The organism is Mycobacterium neglectum, from assembly GCF_002591975.1.
Lineage (GTDB): Bacteria > Actinomycetota > Actinomycetes > Mycobacteriales > Mycobacteriaceae > Mycobacterium > Mycobacterium neglectum.
Window position 1 is genome coordinate 43978 of record NZ_NVQE01000008.1, and the last position, 14801, is coordinate 58778.

Genomic DNA, 14801 nt, shown 5'->3' on the forward strand with positions numbered 1-14801 from the left:
GGCTTGAAAATAGTTGACGTTTGTCTAACTATCTAGGAGTGACAGGTTACCTGGACGGCAGACGAATACTGGTGACCGGCGGTGCGACGGGTATCGGCGCGGCGGCCGTCGAAGTGCTCAGCGGTGCCGGCGCGCGGGTGGTGGCGACGTATCACTCGACGCCCCCGCCCGATGTCGACGGTGTGTCGTGGGTGCAGTGCGACGTGCGTGACGCCGCAGCCGTCGACGACATGGTGGCCGCGGCCGTCGGGCAGATGGGTGGTCTCGATGTGCTGCTGCACGCCGCGGGCATGTGGCAGCCGGGCATCCCCGGCCAGATCACCGGCGACGAGATCGACTACCTCATGGACACCAACATCAAGGCCACCATCTTCACCAACCAGGCGGCCTATGCGGTGATGCGCCGCAACGGTGGTGGCCGAATCATCAACTTCGGATCGGGTGAGGCCGTGATGGGCAGTCCTATCTCGGCCGTCTACGCCGCGACCAAGGGGGCGGTGTCCGCGTGGACCCGGTCGATCGCGAAAGCGTGGGCGGCCGAGAAGGTGTCGGCGATCGCACTCGCGCCTGCCGTGCAGACCCCCGGGGCCGACCGGCTGCGCGAGTTCCTCGGACCAGCGGCCGCGAAGTTCATCGACGACGAGATCAAGAGGACCATTCCGCTCGGCGGCGCGCTGGGGGACCCGGTGGGCGACCTGGGGCCGGCGTTGGTCTTCTTCTGCAGTGAGGCGTCACATTTCATGACCGGACAACTGGTGGCCGTCGACGGCGGCCTCGTCATGCTGGGCGCATAGGGGTACACGGTGCCTGCCCACCTGCATCACGTGGTGATGCGCAGCCATTCGGCGCAGACGTTCGTTGCGTTCCTGACCGATGTCGTCGGTATGGAGGTCCAGTTCCAGATGCGAGTGCCGGGGGAGATCCTCGAGAAGACGCTGGGCTGGCCGCCGTCCGACGGAGCCGATGTCACCATGCTCGGAAGCGGCGACGCAGGTCTGGTCGAGGTGCTCGACGTTCCGCCACACCTGCGCGACATCGCGCCCGAGGGCCTTGCCGCGCTGTCGTTCATGACCGACGACTTCGGGAGCGCTATGGAAAAGGCGAGTACGTTCGCCGACGATGTCACCGCACTGGACACAGGTATTCCGGGCGTCGACCTGTTCTTCTGCACCATGGGCGGCGTGCCCATGGAGTTCATGGGCGCCTATGCGCCAGAAGCCAACTCTTCCACCAACGAGGCGACGAACTCCTGAGTGCGGCGCCGAGCGGCGCTGCGAGCGTCCGCATCCTGGCCCAGCGGCACCACTCGAACGGCCAGATCGGTGACACCGGCATCGCGGTAGCTGCGCAGGCGCGCGAGGACAGCCGATTCGTCACCCGCGGCCATGGTGTCCCCGACGTCTTCGGCGTCGCCGTGCTCGAGCAGTCGGACGTAGTTGGGGGAGAAGTCGGCATGACCGAGCACCTCGCTGGCGTATTCACGGGCAGCATCGACCTCGCTGCTCGAACAGAGTGCGACAGGCACACCCGCCACGACGCGGGTCTTGGTGCGCCCGGCGGCGTTCGCCGCGTCCATGATGCGCGGCACCACATAGTCGCCGATGGCTCGTTCGTCGGCCATCCACAGGATGGTTCCTCCAGTGCGTTCGCCTGCGATCCGCAGCATCGCGGGTCCGAGCGCGGCGACCAGCACGCCCATGTCGAAGTCCTCGGTGACGTCCACCGGGCTGTGCACGCGGAAGTTGTTGTTGTCCACTGCAATCGGACCGGGACCGGCGAACGCCGCATCCAGCACGTCGAGGTAGTCGCGCACCAGCAGTGCCGGCTTGTCGTAGGGCAGTCCGAGTTGGTCGGCGATGATCCAGTGGTGTGACGGCCCGATTCCGAGCGTGAACCGCCCGGAGCAGGCCACCTGCGTGGTCAGCGCCTGCTGCGCCATGATGAGCGGGTGCCGGGTCTGGATGGGCACCACCGCTGTGCCGATCTCGATGCGGTCGGTGACCTGACCGAGTAGAGCGACGGCTGTCATCGCATCGAGGTAGCCGGGCACCTGGGGAATCCAGAACGACGCGAAACCGTCGCTCTCGGCGGCTTTTCCGTCGTGGAGAAGCCCGGCCAGCCGATCGGCGCGCGAGCGTTCCTTGTCAGAGCCGATCATCAAGCCGATCCGCATGAAAGCCTCCTACGGCACATAGCGATCCCATTCGTGCGGTACGACGAGGTAGAAGGGAGCGGCCAGCAGCGGTGCGACGCCGCCCCGGCCCCATCGCGACGTCAACACCGGTCCCAACCTCTCCGCCGTGGACAGCGGGTCGTCGTCGAGAAAGCAGTACGTGATCGTTTGGCCCACCTGTGCGCTCGCCAGCCTCGCATCGACATCAAGCGTCGTCGCCGACCAGACTCCCGCCACGCCGTCGACGGCGAGTAACGAATCTGGCCGCGCATCGCCGCGTTCGAGCAGCAGGTACACGCCCTTGACCGGCCACCACGGCAGCACGTCGGCGCCGACCTTGACGCGTGGTGCGGACGACTTGCGCTGCACGTCGTAGACGCCGCGTTCAACCGGCGGCAGCAGCGGAAGCTTGCGCTTGCCACCGATGAGCGCCTTCGCCAGTGCGAGAAAGCCGTCCATGCCGCCGGGGTCGGTGAAGAAGTACGTCATGACGTGGTCGATCGCGGAATAGGGGCCGGTCTCCGCTGCGCGGGCTGCGCGGCACGCGGGTGTGGACACCAACCGGAGGGAAGCGCGCACCGCCGACAGCCGGTGCTGTTCGGGACGGTGATCGAGGGTGTGCCAGCGGAGGTACTCGGCGTCAGCCCCGTCGGGGTGCCGGGTGGCCATCGATACGAACAAGGTGGTGATGTCGCCACGGCCGGTGGCCAGGACGTCGTCGATCTCGTCGGACGGTGTGCCGGGCAGTTCCATCGGATGTCCTTACGGCGCCGGGGGTTCGAGTAGTGCGATGTCAGGATGACGAGCGGCGATCATGCGCCGGAACCCGTCGCGCCATCCCACCTTGGTTACCCCGAGTATCTCGTGCATGTACGTGACGTCGGGCCATAACGGGGTGTGCGCGTCGGCAGTGTAGGTGAAGATCGGTTCGACACCGACGAGCTCACCCAGGTAGGCGCAGTAGTCCTCGGCGCTGACCGTCTCGCTGCCGGCCCAATTCACCACGATCGGCGGTGTCGCCGCGACCTCCATCGCGCGGATGCCCAACTCGACGTAGTCGTCCTCGTAGATCGGGTTGTAGTTGTTGGGTCTATCGGGATGGAGTCGAATTGGCTTGTGTGCCAGCATCATGGCCAACCGGTCGGCAGGTGCACCGCCCTCGGGTCCGTAGGTCGAGCAGATACGGATGATCGTCAGCGGTATGTCGTACTGCTTGGCGATCCACGTGCAGACCGCCTCGGCGGCGATCTTGGAGAAGCTGTAGTTCGGGCGGAGTGGAACACCGGGCGGATCGGACTCCCGTAGCGGCCGTTGTCCCTGATATCCGTAGACCGAGCCCGTGGAGCAGAAGACGAAACCCTTTGCGGCGCGGCAGTGGTACAACAGTTCGCCGGACTTCTGTGCGTTGGTGTCGACGCATTGCCGCCAGTCGTCTGAGCCGGTATCGACGGCCGCGTGGAACACGTACGTGAAATCGGCGGGCAACGCTGAGAAGTCACCGAGGCTCATGTCGAGTGCGACCGGGGTGATTCCTGCGGCCGTGAGCTTGTCGCGATCGCCCGGATTCCTGAGTCGAGCCGCACCCCACACCTCGTTGCGCTGCGCCAGCGCCCGCGCGATCGGGAATGCGATCTTGCCCGTCGCGCCGGTGATCAGGATCTTCTCTGAATCGAGCATCCTTCCAGTCATAGCGCACCACGAACCAAATGTTAAGTACTTGATACTGTTGATTCGTGCAGCTCACCTTCGACGCCGAGGTCGAGGCGTTTCGCGAGGAGTTCGTCAGATTCCTCGACGAGCACTTGCCGCCCGAGGCCGAGGCCGCGACCGAGCGGTCCCGTTCGACATCGCACGTGCCGGAGTGGTCGCGCCGGTGGCAGCGTCTGCAGTTCGACCACGGGTGGTTGCTTCCGGGTAATCCGCCCGAGTTCGGCGGTCGCAACGCAGGCATCCTCGAACAGTTCGTCCACCGCGAAGAACTCGCGCGACGCCGTATTTATCACGCGTTCAACCCGCAGGGTGTCGGCATCATTGCCGCGTCGTTGCTTTCCTTCGGTACCGAGGACCAGAAGCGGCGGTGGGCGGTGCCCATCCTGCGCGCCGAGATGTCGGCATCGCTGGGCATGAGTGAACCGGGCGCGGGGTCGGATCTGGCGGGGTTGACGACGCGCGCCGTCCTCAACGGCGACCACTTCGTCGTCAACGGTCAGAAGGTCTGGACCTCGGGCGCGCATGATGCGGACGTCATCCTCACGTTCGTCCGGACCGACCCGGATGCGCCCAAACACAAAGGCATCAGCGCGCTCATCATCCCCACCGACTCGCCGGGGGTGGAGCGCCGACCGTTCGCGTCGGTGTACCGCCGCGACGACCTCGACTTCAACGAGGTCTTCTTCTCCGACGTGACGGTCCCTGCGGCCAATCTGGTGGGGCCGTTGCACGCTGGATGGCAGGTGGCCAATGGATCGCTGGGTCACGAACGCACGATGATGTGGATGTCGTTCTCCGACCGATTGGGCCAGACGCTCGAAAGCTATCGGCCAGTCGGCGATTTGAACCGCGATCGCTACGCCACGATCGCCATGGACCACGAGGCTCTACGTCTGCTCGGGTCCGCTGCGCTGGCGCGGGCCGCCCGCGGTGAGGGTGCGACCGCGGCGCTGTCGGTGCTCAAAGTGCTGGGTTCGGAGGCCGAACAGGGTGCCTATCGCCACGTGCTGGACGCGACCGGCGCCGTCAGCCTGCAAGATCCGGCGATGACCGCGCCGTACAACCCCTATAGCCCGGGCCAATTCACCGCGGGCTGGTTCGCACGCTACATCGGCAGCTTCGCCGGGACGATTGCGGGCGGTACCTCGGAGATTCAGCGCAACATCATCGCCCAGCACGTGTTGGGACTTCCCGCGCGCTGAGTCACCTCGGCACGGCGAGTTCCCGAAGCGCGCCCAGAAACAACTCGTCCATGCGCGGGCTCAAGTCGGCCAGCACCGCGGCGCTGGCATGGCCGGCGGAGCCGAAGACGCGTTCGAGTGCATCGGTGGCAGCGTCGGATCCGATGGAAAGGCAAAGGCAGGCAACGCCGTCCGTGCGCAGCTCTTCGAGTGCCTTATTGGCGTCGGCTTCCGCATAGTGGCCTTCGTAGCCATCGTCGTACGGAAATCCGTCCGAAAGGACGACCAGCAGCCGATTCGGGGTACCCGCATCATTCTTCAGGATCTCGCCTGCGCCACGGATGCCGGCGCCGAGACGCGTGTATCCCGACGGTCGAAGTTGGTTGAGCCGGGCCCGACCGACGGCACCGAACCGTTGGTCGAAGGTCTTGATGGCGGGTAGGTGGACGGCATGCCTGCCGTGTGAGCGGAACGCGTAGACGGCGACGCGGTCACCGAGCTCTTCGAGCGTGGCGGCTAGAGTCGCCGCCGCCCGCCGCTGATGTTCGTGTACAGCAAGGCCTTCGGAGTCGGTATCGGTGGCCGAACCGGACGCGTCGAGCAGAATGAGCACGCCCAGATGGCGAGCCAGCTTGCGGCGTTCGGTATACACATGTTCCGGCGGTGAATATCCGGAGCGCAGATCGACGAACAGGTCGATGAGCGCCTCGATGTCCAGCTCGTCGCCATCAGGTCTGGCGCGCAACACCTTCGGGCCGAGACCGATGCGAGACAACCGCCGCCGGAGTACGTCGTCCTGCGTCACACCGGCCGAGCTCACATCCGCGGCCGACGTCAGGGGAAACGCGATGACGCGGCACCAGTCGGGCCGGTACCGGTTGCCGAAGACGTCCCACTCCGGATGTAGCGCTCCGCCGATGCCCACTGCCGCACCGGGCTTGCCGTCGTCGATGAAGCGGATCCTGGTGGGAAGCGGTCGGGCGTTCGGACCTGCCGACGGTGTCCGTCGGACGGAGCGGATCTGCATTTCGCTACCTGCGGTGTCGCTGCTGCCCTCCGAGCGCGAGCTGCCCAGGATCTTGCGCAGGAAGTTCGCGACCGCATCCGTCGTGACGACCGGCGTCTCGAATATCTTCAGGATCTTGCTTCTCTGCGTGGGGTCGTCGCTTTCGTTGTCTTCGTCGTCCTCAGCCGGTTCCGCGGCGGTGAACTCCAGACGCATATCTCCATCATTCGGGGACGAGCCGGCATCTCCCGGTGACCTCAACAGCAGCGACGGTCTGAGCGCGCCAAACCACGGCGGCGCATCGGCGATGTTCCTGCGGGTCCGCGCCAGATCGAGTGACTCGTCGGCCGTCGCAGTGGCGGGGTCCTCGTCAGGATTCACGTCGGTGCCAGGCAACCGGTCGGCGAGGTCGCGCAGCACTCGCCGGCCCTCCAGAGCCAGGTATCGCCGTGCTACCGACGGTCGGCCCCGTAAACCCTTGAGCAAGCCCACATCAAGACTGCCCGCACCGAGCAGCGCACTTTGGACGAGCACCTCGCGGCGCTGCTGCTCGACGGGTGCGCCGGCCGAAACCAAGATGAGCCTGCCGCTGGTGTGCGCGCTCTGGCCGGCGGGTGCCTCGGCGATGTCAAGCGACCGGCCCGCAATGAACGAGGCGACGATCCGGAACCGTTCCGGGCTGGATGGGCTCACCGTTTGGGCAGGACGGCGTCGACGAGTTCGCCGAGCGCCCGGACGACATCCGCGTCGTCGGACAGGACCTGCACGACCGCTGACTGGACCGCACTGCGCAGGTTCAGGCCCTCGGCGACTAGGCCACCAGCGAGAACCAACATCCGCGTCGATGAGACCTCGCGCAACGGTGAGCCGTCGAGGTTGCGAATCGCGTTGCCCAGCTGGACGAGAGCACGTGCGGTATCGGCGTCGACGCCGGCTTCGCGCGCCACCACCTCCGTCTCGATCTCCGCAGGCGGAAACCCGAGTTCGATCGCAATGAACCGCTGGCGCGTCGACTCCTTGAGGTTCTTCAGGACGCTCTGGTATCCGGGATTGTACGAGACGACCAACTGAAACCCTTGCGCTGCAGGCAACGTCGTGCCGAGCCGATCGATGGGAAGCTCACGGCGGTGGTCGGCCAGCGGGTGGATCACCACAGTGGTGTCCTGCCGCGCTTCCACGATCTCGTCCAGATAGAAGATCGCGCCGTCACGCACGGCCCGCGTCAAGGGCCCGTCCACCCAGAGGGTTTCACCGCCCTTGAGTAGGAAGCGACCGACCAGATCTGCCGAGGTCATGTCCTCGTGGCCGGCGACGGTGATGAGCTCACGACCGAGTTCGTGAGCCATCGCCTCGACGAACCGGGTCTTTCCGCAACCGGTGGGTCCTTTGAGCAGCACTGGCGAACCGCGGCGGGCCGCCGCCAGGAAGACCTCGACCTCGTCACCGACCGCGCGGTAGAACGGCGCCGGTGAATCCGTTTCGACGATCGGTCGCAACTTACTGACCGTCATCGCTGTTCGCGCGTTGAATCGGCACTACCGGCGGGATCTCCACCCCTTCCGGTAGCACGAGTTCACCGTCGTGATTGATGTATCCCGAATGCTTGGTTGGCAGGGGCAGATCAGGATTCGGGCAGGGTCGGTCGGTCCCCTCGCCGCAGATGCCCGGGTTGAAGTACGAGCGCTTCTGTACATCCTCCGGCCACGGATCGCCGTGCATGCCGAGCCAGGTCGCGGGCACGTTGTAGAAGAGGAAGAAGCACGCGCTGACACCGCCGAAGATCGCCAGGAAGCGAATGAACTGTTGTTTGACGACTCCGCCGCGGATGCCGTCCAGTCCGCGTTCGACCACAGTGCGACCTCGGTCATCGGTGAAGAAGCGCAGGCAACAGAGCGCCGCCTGGACACCACCCCACATGAAGCCTTCGTAGATCGGATATTGGTAGTAGGTGCCGGCGTTGATCGACAACGACTGGATTGCGCCGGGGTAGGAGTAGAAGCCGATCGGCAGGAGGATGAGGCCCTCCATGATGAAGTCGAAGACGATCGCGATCGCATAGGTGACCAGGATCAGCCGTAGATTGCTGATTCCCGGCCAACGGTTCTTGATCTTGCGCATGACCGCGCATCCGACGATGGTGAGCAGCAGGACGCCGTACATGTAGCCCGGGATGTTGGTCAGCAGCGGCTCGGGCACCGTGTGGCCCGGCTCTTCGTGTGCCACCCACCCGGGAAAGTACGGTGCCCAGGAACCCTGGTTGAACAGCCACGCGTTGTACGTGCACCAGGTGCTGTAGTAGTTGAGCATCGGATCCTGAAACATCATCAGGCCCATCGACACCAACAGCATGCCGTCGAGAGTGATGCGCCTCTCCCGCCACCAGGGTCGAATGAGGAAGAACCAGAGCGCGAACGGCAGGCCGATCCAGAGCACGACGGCATTGGCCATCAACGGGATCTTCATGTACAGCGGTGGCTCGCTCGGGCCGCCCGCCACCGGCTCGAAGAAGGGTCCGGAAACCCACCGGATGAACAAGTACAGGGTCAGCGCCAGGAACACGCCGCCGACCGTCGCCCAGATCTTGATGGCGTTCGATGAACGCGGGATCTCCGTGCCGAGGACCGCGGTGCGACTCGTCGATTCGGTGGCCGGGGACTTCTTCGACAATTCGCTCACGAGGTCTCCTGGCTCGGCGATAGGGACATGGCCGGAAAGATACCAGGCAGTATCTGAGTATCCAATGGGTTTCTCAGATTCTGTGGCAGACTTCCGTCATGGTGGAGCGGTGGACGCGCGAACGACGCATCGAACACACCCGCGTACTGCTGCTCGATGCCGCCGAAGAAGTGTTCGCCGAAAAGGGTTTCACCTCAGCAAGTCTCGATGACATCGCACGCGCGGCGGGTTACACCAAGGGCGCCATCTACAAACACTTCGCGACCAAGGAAGAGCTCTTCCTGGCGGTGAGCGACCGGTACTGGCGTCGCTATTTCGACAACTTCGCCGAGGTGATGGCGTCGGCGAAGCAGGTCGGCGCGCGCGAATTCGAGGAGATCGCGAAGCGATGGCGCACGTTGAGCCGCGATCGCGGCGCCGAGCACGCTGCGCTTGGTCACGAGTTCACGCTCTACCTGTTGCGCAATCCCGAAGCGCGGGACCGGGTGGCTGCCAAAAGGCAAGAAGTGGTCGAAGCGTTGGCGAAGTTCATCGTCGAAGGTATGGACCGGCTGGGGGGCACCCTGCTGATCCCGCCGTTGACCTTCGCTCAGGTGCTCGTCGCCACCAGTGATGCGGTGGTGCTCGGCAGCGAACTCGACGACGTCGACCTCTACCGGCCGATCATCGAGATGTACACCTCGGCAATCAAATTGCCTTGACGCGCACCGCTTCCGGAGTTCGAGCCCCCGCCCGCCGGGTCAGGTAGTCGATCTGGAGGTGGATCGAGTACAGGACCAGCGGCGGCAGGGCGATGAACGGAATGTTCTCGCCGATGAACTTGAACCACAGCCCGTATGCGCCTTGTCCGATGTCGTTGAACCCGGCGCCCACCTCGGCCAGGAAATACACCGCAGTGCTGCTCATCAGCACCGCGATGCCGGCGAACGTCACCCACAGGCACCGGATGCGTGACTCGGTCTCCAGATTCGGCCGGATGAGTCGCGTCCACATGGTGATGACGACGATGCCGGTGGTGACCCCGACGACCTCCAGGGCGAACATCCATGGGTTGCCGCTGACATAGCGGGTATCGGCCAACCCGTACTGCCACCACAGCCATTTCCATCCGGGGTCGGTGGTCGGCGCCCACATTCCGAGCGGATGGCCGATCAGGAACATCAATTCGTACCCGATCTGACTGAACGCTGTGTAGGGCAGGTAGAACAGCGTGAGTTCCGCGGCCTTGTCGAGCCGAGACCGTTTCTCGCCCGGCGCATCCCAGAGGATGACGAACGGCAGCAGGATCACCGGAATGCCGAACAGCAGGTTCGCGATGACATCGACGGTGAACGACGGCGGGATGAGTCCGAGACTGATTGCGATGGTCATCAGAATGAACACCGCGGCGGTGAATATCGCGACCCCGAGATAGATTCGCGCTCGATGGGGCGCCCATGGTTGGGCGAAGTTCGGTTCGCGTTCAGAGGTGCTTGTCATCCCCACGTGGCCTGCCATCTTCTGTATCAACTACTTGCGATTGCGGTATTGACCATATACCGTCACAGCTACAGGGCCCATAAGAATTGCTCGTCGCGTGCACGGCATCTTTGCGCTCCGCGTGCACGCCCCAGCGATATCGACAGGAACAGGCGATGGCGCGATTCCCCAAACCACCCGAAGGCAGTTGGACAGAGCACTATCCGCAATTGGGGACCGGTCCCGTGTCCTACGAGGACTCGGTGGACCCCGAGTTCTACGAAGTCGAGCGCAAAGCTGTCTTCCGGCGCGCATGGCTGAACGTCGGTCGCGTCGAACAGATTCCGCGCAAGGGTAGCTACTTCACGAAGGAACTCAAGGTCGTCAACACCTCCATCATCGTGGTGCGCACGACCAACGGAGAAGTCAAGGCGTACCACAACATCTGCCGTCACCGCGGCAACAAGCTGGTGTGGAACGACATGCCGCTGGAAGAGACGAGCGGGGTGTGCCGCCAGTTCACCTGTAAATACCACGCGTGGCGTTACGACCTCGACGGGAATCTCACGTTCGTGCAGCAGGAGGGGGAGTTCTTCGACCTCGACAAGAGCCGATACGGTCTGGTGCCCGTGCACTGCGAGGTGTGGGAGGGCTTCATCTTCGTCAACTTCGCGCCCGAACCCGAGCAGTCGCTCCGTGACTTCCTCGGGCCGATGATCACGAACCTCGAAGGCTATCCATTTGACCGGATGACATCGCGGTTCTACTACCGCTCCGAAGTCAAGGCCAACTGGAAGCTCTACATGGACGCGTTTCAGGAGTTCTACCACGCACCCGTGCTCCATGCGAACCAGTCGCCGACCGCTTATTCCAAGGCCGCGGCGGAAGCGGGGTTCGAGGCGCCGCACTACCGCATCGAGGGCCCGCATCGGCTGGTCAGCACCTCAGGTATCCGAGCCTGGGAGATGGCCGACGAGATGCGCAAACCGATCGAAGACATCTGTCAGAGCGGGCTTTTCGGGCCGTGGGACCAGCCGGATCTCGGCGAGATGCCGGTGGGTCTCAACCCCGCGAAATGTGATCCGTGGGGGCTGGATTCATTCCAGTTGTTCCCGAATTTCGTGATCCTGTTCTGGGGGCAGGGCTGGTACCTGACCTATCACTACTGGCCGACGTCGCACAACACGCACCTCTTCGAGGGAACGGTGTACTTTCCGCAAGCGAGAACACCACGTGAGCGCATTGCGCAGGAACTGGCCGCAGTGTCCTTCAAGGAGTACGGGCTGCAGGACGCCAACACCCTCGAAGCCACTCAGACGATGGTCGAGTCACGCGTTCTCGACAACTTCCTCCTCTGTGACCAGGAGGTGCTCATCCGTCATCTCCACGCCGAGACCGCGGCGTGGGTGGAGGAGTACCGACGCAAGACCGCGGTGGTGTGACATGACAACCGCTGAATCACACAGGCTGCCAACCGAGTTCGCCGACCTCGAGGAGTACTCGGACTGGTGTCTGGGTACAGAGGCCGAGCGTTACGCCAAGAGGCTGGACACTCCGATGCAGGAGATGCAGGCCTTTTACGATGCGATCACCGCGCGTGCCGAGGAAGCCATCGCCTACTGCGACAAGTTCGCACTGGACGACCTGCCCGACGATGTGCTCAACCTGATGCACCTACTTTATTCGATGATCCAGGCGTCGTTTCCGGTCGAGTGCTGGAAGCAGCCGAAGGTTCCCGACTCGGGCGCGACGACGCTGGACTGCGTGTCAGAGCCCGTGCCGTGACGATCGTCTTACGCGCATCGCGGTGGGCCGATGTGGAGGCCGGCGAGGTGCGGTCGCCAGCCGTGATGGTCGTGGACGGAGACCGGATCTCTGCGGTCAATCCCGTTGATGAGCCACAGAATCCGGACGAAGACATCGACTTGGGTGACGTCACCTTGCTGCCCGGTCTGATGGATATGGAACTCAACCTGCTCATCGGCGGTCCCGGCGGTCCGGAAGGGCTGCCGAACCCGATGCACGGCGTGCAGGACGACCCCGCCTACCGCACGCTCCGTGGTGCGGTGAACGCGCGCACCACGCTGGAAGCCGGCTTCACCACGGTGCGCAATCTGGGATTGATGGTCAAGACGGGCGGCTATCTTCTTGACGTCGCCCTGCAGCGAGCCGTCGACCAGGGTTGGCATGTCGGCCCTCGGATCTACGCGGCCGGGCATGCGGTGACACCCTACGGCGGGCATCTCGATCCCACGGTGTTCCAGCGCCTGGCTCCGGGCATCATGCCGCTGTCGGTCGCCGAGGGGATCGCAAATGGCGTCGACGAAGTCCGCGCGTGTGTGCGATATCAGGTCCGCCACGGGGCAAAGCTGATCAAGGTGTCCGCGTCGGGCGGTGTCATGTCGCACAGCACAGCGCCAGGAGCGCAGCAGTACTCCGACGACGAGTTCGCCGCTATCGCTGACGAAGCCCACCGCGCAGGGGTCCGGGTGGCCGCGCATGCGGTGGGGGACAGCGCCATCCGTGCGTGCATCCGCGCGGGCATCGATTGCATCGAACACGGCTTCCTCGCCACCGACGACACGATCAAGCTGATGGCCGATACCGGCACGTTCCTGGTGTCGACCACCTATCTCACCGAGGCGATGGCCATTGATCGGATTGCCCCAGAGCTTCGCAAGAAGGCCGAAGTCGTCTTCCCGCAAGCACAGGCGATGCTGCCCAAGGCGATTGCGGCAGGTGTGCGCATCGCCTGCGGGACCGACGCCCCGGCGATACCGCACGGGCAGAACGCCAAGGAATTGTGTGCGCTGGTCGACCGCGGCATGACTCCGATGCAGGCGATCCGCGCGGCGACGGTCACGAGTGCCGAGCTCATCGAAGCCGAGAATGAATTAGGCCGTCTCGCACCGGGTTACCTCGCCGACATCGTCGCCGTGCCGGGCGACCCGTCACGCGACATCGCCACCACACTCGATGTGCGATTCGTGATGAAGGACGGCCGCGTCTACAGACACGACGGGAAGTAGCGCCATGGCATCTGACCCAAGCATGGAACTGGCGGACAATCTGCTCTGGCATCTCAAGCAGGCCTGGTACTTCTCGCTGACGGCGGTCAACGACGCGGTCAGTCAGCACGGCGTCAGCACCGCGCAGATCGGCATCCTGCGCCAGTTGGCCAACGAGCCCGGACTATCTGGCGCCCAACTCGCGCGCCGGTTGTTGATCACGCCGCAGGGGGTGCAACTCGCACTCAAGGAACTCGAGCGTCGCGGCCTGGTGGAGCGCAAGCAGGACCCGCAACACGCGAGGATCCTGCAGGCCTATCTCACCGGGCGGGGGAGGAAAGTCGCATCGGCGGTCGTCAGCGACGCGATCGCGGCCCATGAGGCGGTCTTCGGGGTCTTGACGTCGGAGGAGCAACAAACACTGCGTGACCTTTTGGCACGTGTAGTGGAGAAAGGCACGGGACACACGCTGTTCAACGATCACATCGGCGACTGAAACCACCCGACGAAAGGGGAGTATAAAGTGCTTGATACTAATGACAAGTACTTGATACTCTGGACCTCGATGTCAGATCGGGCAGAAGACTTCGCCGCACTCCGCGTCAAGCGAGTGGTGCGCGAGACCAGCGATGCCGTCTCACTGGTGCTGGAGGTACCCGAGCATTGCTCGGCAAGGTTCCGGTATCAGGCGGGCCAGTTTCTGACGCTTCGGGTCACGGTGGACGGTGAGGATCTGCATCGCTGCTATTCGATGTCGTCCGCGCCCGCCGAAGACGAACTCCAGATCACTGTCAAGCGCGACCCCGGCGGAGTGGTATCCAACTGGCTCAACGACACCGCGTCGGAGGGCGTCGAGATCCACGCCACCCCGCCGGATGGGCGATTCTGTCTGCGCGACAACGCCGACGAGATCGTGGCGTTCGCGGGCGGTAGTGGCATCACGCCGATCATGTCGCTCGTCCGGACCGCGTTGGCGAATTCTTCCCGGCGCATCCGGCTGTTCTACGCCAACCGCAGTCACGATTCGGTGATATTCGCCGATGCGTTGCGCCGACTCGCCGATAAGTATGCGGACCGTTTGGTGGTGGCGCAGCACATCGATGAGGACAGCGGCGTGGTGACCCCAGAGGCCGTCGCGTCTTTTGTCGCGAGTGTGGGCGAGGCGGACTACTACATCTGCGGTCCAGGACCGTTCATGGACACTGTGCAGGAGGCGGTCGCCAAATCCGGTGTGGGATCGCAACGTGTACACATCGAGCGCTTCACCGTGGCGCCGGTGCCGCTGGACCTCGCCGACAGTGCCGGCCAGGCAACCGAAGTGGTTGTCATCGACCTGGACGGCAAGAAGACCACCGCTGACTATCGGTCGGGTAACACTCTGCTGCAGACCGCGCGCATGGCGGGTCTGAGAGCGCCGTCGTCCTGCGAAACAGGTTCGTGCGGAACGTGTATAGGGCGCATCGTCGCCGGCAGCGTCAGGATGCTCAATAACGATGCGCTCGATGACGACGAAGTCGCCGAAGGATGGGTGCTGACATGCCAGTCTCTCCCCACGAGTCAGACGGTCCACGTGGTTTATGAGTAACAGT

General features: G+C 64.2%; 16 protein-coding genes. 9 read left to right on the plus strand and 7 right to left on the minus strand.

The features are described 5' to 3' along the window. The first annotated feature begins 38 nt into the window (after window positions 1-38). Both CSQ99_RS08920 and CSQ99_RS08925 read left to right on the plus strand, forming a co-directional pair. Window positions 39-794: an SDR family NAD(P)-dependent oxidoreductase gene (locus tag CSQ99_RS08920; RefSeq protein ID WP_099038710.1), complete on the plus strand. Its 756-nt coding sequence runs from the start codon at window positions 39-41 to the stop codon at window positions 792-794. A gap of 9 nt (window positions 795-803) precedes the next feature. Next, a complete protein-coding gene (locus CSQ99_RS08925) occupies window positions 804-1253 on the plus strand; it encodes a VOC family protein (protein WP_099038711.1) in 450 nt (149 codons plus the stop codon). On the opposite strand, the gene CSQ99_RS08930 is transcribed toward CSQ99_RS08925, so the two are convergent. From CSQ99_RS08930 to CSQ99_RS08940, 3 genes are read right to left on the minus strand one after another with little or no spacing between them, the layout of a single operon-like run. Beyond that, a complete protein-coding gene (locus CSQ99_RS08930; protein WP_099038712.1) occupies window positions 1205-2173 on the minus strand; it encodes a TIGR03564 family F420-dependent LLM class oxidoreductase in 969 nt (322 codons plus the stop codon). The genes CSQ99_RS08925 and CSQ99_RS08930 overlap by 49 nt on opposite strands. A 9-nt stretch (window positions 2174-2182) precedes the next feature. After that, window positions 2183-2926 carry a hypothetical protein gene (locus CSQ99_RS08935; RefSeq protein WP_099038713.1) on the minus strand — a complete coding sequence of 248 codons (744 nt, stop codon included), beginning with the start codon at window positions 2924-2926 and terminating at the stop codon, window positions 2183-2185. Window positions 2927-2935: 9 nt separating this feature from the next. Continuing rightward, a complete protein-coding gene (locus CSQ99_RS08940; protein WP_099038714.1) occupies window positions 2936-3850 on the minus strand; it encodes an NAD-dependent epimerase/dehydratase family protein in 915 nt (304 codons plus the stop codon). Between the two features lie 56 nt (window positions 3851-3906). On the opposite strand from CSQ99_RS08940, the gene CSQ99_RS08945 reads away from it, so the two are divergent. Next, window positions 3907-5085: an acyl-CoA dehydrogenase family protein gene (locus CSQ99_RS08945; RefSeq protein WP_099038715.1), complete on the plus strand. Its 1179-nt coding sequence runs from the start codon at window positions 3907-3909 to the stop codon at window positions 5083-5085. A 1-nt stretch (window position 5086) separates the two neighbouring features. On the opposite strand, the gene CSQ99_RS08950 is transcribed toward CSQ99_RS08945, so the two are convergent. Genes CSQ99_RS08950 through CSQ99_RS08960 form a run of 3 tightly spaced genes read right to left on the minus strand, consistent with a single transcriptional unit; the run spans window position 5087 to window position 8746 of the window. Continuing rightward, a complete protein-coding gene (locus tag CSQ99_RS08950) occupies window positions 5087-6763 on the minus strand; it encodes a nitric oxide reductase activation protein NorD (RefSeq protein ID WP_099038716.1) in 1677 nt (558 codons plus the stop codon). Further along, entirely contained in the window at window positions 6760-7581 is an 822-nt protein-coding gene (locus CSQ99_RS08955) for a CbbQ/NirQ/NorQ/GpvN family protein (protein ID WP_099038717.1), read from the minus strand. Before CSQ99_RS08955 ends, CSQ99_RS08950 begins: the two co-directional genes overlap by 4 nt. After that, window positions 7568-8746: a spirocyclase AveC family protein gene (locus CSQ99_RS08960; protein ID WP_099038718.1), complete on the minus strand. Its 1179-nt coding sequence runs from the start codon at window positions 8744-8746 to the stop codon at window positions 7568-7570. The genes CSQ99_RS08955 and CSQ99_RS08960 overlap by 14 nt, the downstream gene beginning before the upstream one ends. A 98-nt stretch (window positions 8747-8844) precedes the next feature. On the opposite strand from CSQ99_RS08960, the gene CSQ99_RS08965 reads away from it, so the two are divergent. Beyond that, window positions 8845-9447, plus strand: a complete 603-nt coding sequence (locus tag CSQ99_RS08965; protein ID WP_099038719.1) for a TetR/AcrR family transcriptional regulator — start codon at window positions 8845-8847, stop codon at window positions 9445-9447. Here the strand turns inward: CSQ99_RS08965 and CSQ99_RS08970 are convergent. Then, a complete protein-coding gene (locus CSQ99_RS08970) occupies window positions 9434-10225 on the minus strand; it encodes an emopamil-binding protein (protein WP_099038720.1) in 792 nt (263 codons plus the stop codon). The two genes, CSQ99_RS08965 and CSQ99_RS08970, sit on opposite strands and share 14 nt — an antisense overlap. Before the next feature lie 155 nt (window positions 10226-10380). Between CSQ99_RS08970 and CSQ99_RS08975 the strand changes: the two genes are divergently transcribed. The 5 genes from CSQ99_RS08975 (at window position 10381) to CSQ99_RS08995 (ending at window position 14797) form a co-directional block, all read left to right on the plus strand. Continuing rightward, on the plus strand, window positions 10381-11646 hold the full coding sequence (locus CSQ99_RS08975) for an aromatic ring-hydroxylating oxygenase subunit alpha (protein ID WP_099038721.1): 1266 nt from the start codon (window positions 10381-10383) through the stop codon (window positions 11644-11646). Window position 11647: 1 nt separating this feature from the next. Further along, a complete protein-coding gene (locus CSQ99_RS08980; RefSeq protein WP_099038722.1) occupies window positions 11648-11989 on the plus strand; it encodes a hypothetical protein in 342 nt (113 codons plus the stop codon). Continuing rightward, window positions 11986-13233: a metal-dependent hydrolase family protein gene (locus CSQ99_RS08985; protein ID WP_176560938.1), complete on the plus strand. Its 1248-nt coding sequence runs from the start codon at window positions 11986-11988 to the stop codon at window positions 13231-13233. The genes CSQ99_RS08980 and CSQ99_RS08985 overlap by 4 nt, the downstream gene beginning before the upstream one ends. A gap of 22 nt (window positions 13234-13255) precedes the next feature. After that, window positions 13256-13708, plus strand: coding sequence for a MarR family winged helix-turn-helix transcriptional regulator (locus tag CSQ99_RS08990; RefSeq protein WP_099038723.1), 453 nt, complete (start codon window positions 13256-13258; stop codon window positions 13706-13708). 69 nt (window positions 13709-13777) lie between these two features. After that, window positions 13778-14797 (plus strand): ferredoxin--NADP reductase, encoded by a 1020-nt coding sequence (locus CSQ99_RS08995; protein WP_099038724.1) that lies wholly within the window; start codon window positions 13778-13780, stop codon window positions 14795-14797. The last annotated feature ends 4 nt before the right edge of the window (window positions 14798-14801 follow it).

Excerpts from the sequence above, each read along its gene's own strand:
- CSQ99_RS08975 (WP_099038721.1), top strand. The coding sequence starts at position 10,381 with ATGGCGCGATTCCCCAAACCACCCGAAGGCAGTTGGACAGAGCACTAT.
- CSQ99_RS08930 (WP_099038712.1), bottom strand. The coding sequence starts at position 2,173 with ATGCGGATCGGCTTGATGATCGGCTCTGACAAGGAACGCTCGCGCGCC.
- CSQ99_RS08965 (WP_099038719.1), top strand. The coding sequence starts at position 8,845 with ATGGTGGAGCGGTGGACGCGCGAACGACGCATCGAACACACCCGCGTA.
- CSQ99_RS08935 (WP_099038713.1), bottom strand. The coding sequence starts at position 2,926 with ATGGAACTGCCCGGCACACCGTCCGACGAGATCGACGACGTCCTGGCC.
- CSQ99_RS08955 (WP_099038717.1), bottom strand. The coding sequence starts at position 7,581 with ATGACGGTCAGTAAGTTGCGACCGATCGTCGAAACGGATTCACCGGCG.
- CSQ99_RS08970 (WP_099038720.1), bottom strand. The coding sequence starts at position 10,225 with ATGACAAGCACCTCTGAACGCGAACCGAACTTCGCCCAACCATGGGCG.
- CSQ99_RS08980 (WP_099038722.1), top strand. The coding sequence starts at position 11,648 with ATGACAACCGCTGAATCACACAGGCTGCCAACCGAGTTCGCCGACCTC.
- CSQ99_RS08990 (WP_099038723.1), top strand. The coding sequence starts at position 13,256 with ATGGAACTGGCGGACAATCTGCTCTGGCATCTCAAGCAGGCCTGGTAC.
- CSQ99_RS08995 (WP_099038724.1), top strand. The coding sequence starts at position 13,778 with ATGTCAGATCGGGCAGAAGACTTCGCCGCACTCCGCGTCAAGCGAGTG.
- CSQ99_RS08940 (WP_099038714.1), bottom strand. The coding sequence starts at position 3,850 with ATGCTCGATTCAGAGAAGATCCTGATCACCGGCGCGACGGGCAAGATC.